The following is a 3,172-nucleotide window of genomic DNA, read 5'->3' as shown; positions in this document are numbered from 1 at the left end:
GTATGATGCTGATATATCTAAGTATATGCATGACTTTTTAAATATATGGAAGTAGTTAAAAACTAATTTTACATAATATTTTTATTAAAAGATTAAATTCTATATGTCTTATTGTAATAAAATTGTAAAAAACTATTGACTTATACATTAACATAATATATTATTATGTTAATATACTATATTTTTTGTCTACTGGAGATAATTATGTTCCCTATATTGAATTTCGCGTTAATGCTAATTATTCCTATTATAGTTGTCGGTATTTCTAAAATTATCGATAGAAAAAAAAACAATAATAACTCAAATTTTGATGATATCTTTGCTGAAGAAAAAGCGGCATTAGAAGGTATTATAGAAGAGAAAATATCAGAAGTTAGGGATAATGCCATAGATTTGGAGATTGCTGTAAAAAAAGCTGGTTTTATAAGCAAGTCTATGGAAGAAGATTTGGCTAAGCTTAATAATAAAATAGAATCATATAAAGATTATAAAGCGGCAGTATCTCAATATCAGGAACAAGTAGATTCGCTTGAAGAGGCTTATTTAGACATACTTAATAAAGTTGACACTGTATTAAAAGAACGCAACACTATAGAAAAAACTTATAAAAGAATATCTGATGTTAAAACCAAAATGATAGAATTAGAAAAGAATGTTTCTTCTATACAAGATAATTTGATTGCTTCTTATAATGCTAAATTAAATGATTTTGAATCTGAATTGTATAAGAGATTTGATGCACTTACTACTAATTTACTTGCTCGTGATGCTCATTATACAGACATGGCTGAACAAGAGAAAGATAAGATATCTGCATTAACAGAAGAGTTTAAACTTCATGTTGCAAAGAAAGAAGAATTATTTACAAATCAGCTTACTCAGCTTGCTGAAAGAACCGCACGCAACAACATAGAACAATTAGCAGAGTTGTTTGAGAAGGGAAGAGATGAACTTATAAATAAATATTCTTTATTTGCTGAAGAGATTAACAGTAAATCAAAAGATATAGAAGAGCGTTATGCTAGTTTGAGTCAGTCTAAAGAAGGACTTGAAGTTGAACTTATAAACTTGAGAGATACTATACAAGATAGACTTAATTCTATAACAGAGTCTAGTGTTGAAGAGTTTAAAGGTGAAATGGAGAAGACTAAAGAGTTCTTATATAATACATTAAAAGAAGAATTAGAGAAAATAGGAAATGAAAAAGAAGAGTTTTTAGTATCTGTTGAAGATAAAGCTCATTCTTTGGAGAAAACTATAGATGATATCAAAGATAAAGCAGAATTAATAACTAAAGATTATAAAGATAAAACTGTTCAGTTGGAAACAGAGTTTACTACTCTAAAAAATGATATTAGTAATCGCTTGATAACTGAAGTAGAAGCATTCTCTAATAATATAAGAGATATACTTGAAAATGAAAATGATGGTGTTATCACTCTTTATAGAAACAAAACTAAAGAGCTTTCTGATTTAATAGTATCTATAGATGGCATGAGCGAAGAAACTATGCTTAGAGCAGAGAGTAAATTTGATGAGATAGTTAATGATATAGAAAAACTTAAAAATGATATATTAGCTAGAACTCAAGATGATATGGAATATTCTATAGATAATGCTAGAAGCTCTCTTATAGCTGAGATTAATGAACTTAGAGCAGATGTTGAAACAGAAACTAATATTCTAAAAGATAAGATGAATGAAATACATTATCAAACTTCTGAGATATCTTCAATATTAACTAACAAACAAGAAGAGATATTAGATGCTTTAAGTTTAGAAAAAGAATATTTATATAAAGATTTAGAAGAGCAGGCTAATAAAAAGATACAAGAACTTGAAGATAATATTAATACTATAAAAGCTGATTTTGAAATTGGCGTAGATAATTATATAAAAAATACATACACTGATTTAAATAATGTTACAGAAAGATTATCTATATTAAAAGAACAGTATGATAATGATAGTAATAAGATACAAGATTTATTAAAAGATACAGAGATTAATTTAAAAGAGAATATAGAAAAACGTATAGAGCTTTTAGATAAAACTTCTTCAGAGATAAAAGATTTAGTTGATAGTGCTAATGAAAAGTTGGACACTGGTATAAAAAATGCTGAGTCTAACATAGAAGAGATTAGAAATAATTTGTACGAATATGGTAATTCTTATTTAGATAGTTTAAAAACTCAATTAAAAGAAGTTATAGATAATTATGAAGAGACTAGTATGAAATCTATAAGCGATAGCATAAATAGTCTTGTTAATCAGGTAGAAGAAAGCGATAAAAGACATAATGATATAATTTCAAATATGGAAGATTCTTTAAAAGAGTTTAAAGAGAAAATAGATTATTCATTAAATGAAAATAAAGAGTTTGCTGAAGATAATAAAAACAAAATAGTTAATATGCTAAATACTGAATTACTTGAGGCAACTAATTCATTTGATGCTCTTTTAAATGAAAAGAGAGAAGGTATAAACAAAGTTAGAGATGATATAGAAGATATTTTAAATAGAGTTGAAAATGGAAGAGAAGATTTTGAAAATACTATAAATAGAGTATATGATGTTGCAAATGAAAAAGAAAGTAATTTGTTATCAAATATTGAAGATAAGTATAAATCATTAAATGATAAAATAGATGATTTGTTTAGTGAAAGTAAATCAGATTTAGATTCTATGACTAAGGAATATAAAGGTTCTTTAGAAAATTATTATAATAATTTGAGAAATGAATACGAACAATTAAAAGAACATTCTGATATTATTAGCGATGAATATAGAATAAAAATGGATACTTTATCTTCTAAGTTGGAAGAGCTTGCATTTGCTTCTAAAAATATGGAAGACAGCATAGAAAATAAAACTAAAGATATAACTGATTATGTTAATAGTGTAAAAGAGAATGTTGATGCGAAATCTAACGAGGTTGCTTCTTCAGTAAATAGTATAATAGAAGATATAGAAATAAAGAAAGATAATATTAATAAATATGTTAATGAATTAAAATCTAATATAGATGATAAATTGAATATAACAGATTCTTATGTAAATGAATTAAGAGATAATATTGATAATATAGAGAAAAATAGTGATGAATATTTGAGTGCCTTGAAAGATGTTGTAGATGATAGATTAGAAACAGCTGATTCTTATGTTAATGAGT

1 protein-coding gene is annotated in these 3,172 nt (G+C 25.5%); it reads left to right on the top strand.

Going from position 1 to position 3,172, the window contains the following annotated elements:
* Window positions 1-204: 204 nt before the first annotated feature.
* The coding region (locus E6A48_RS11190; RefSeq protein ID WP_407928854.1) for a SpiroCoCo family coiled-coil protein at window positions 205-3,172 on the top strand (2,968 nt) is incomplete at its 3' end.

The sequence above is a fragment of the Brachyspira pilosicoli genome (assembly GCF_019402445.1).
GTDB classification, from domain to species: domain Bacteria; phylum Spirochaetota; class Brachyspiria; order Brachyspirales; family Brachyspiraceae; genus Brachyspira; species Brachyspira pilosicoli_B.
The sequence above is the reverse complement of the archived record's forward strand: the minus strand, read 5'-3'. Positions and strand labels throughout refer to the sequence as shown.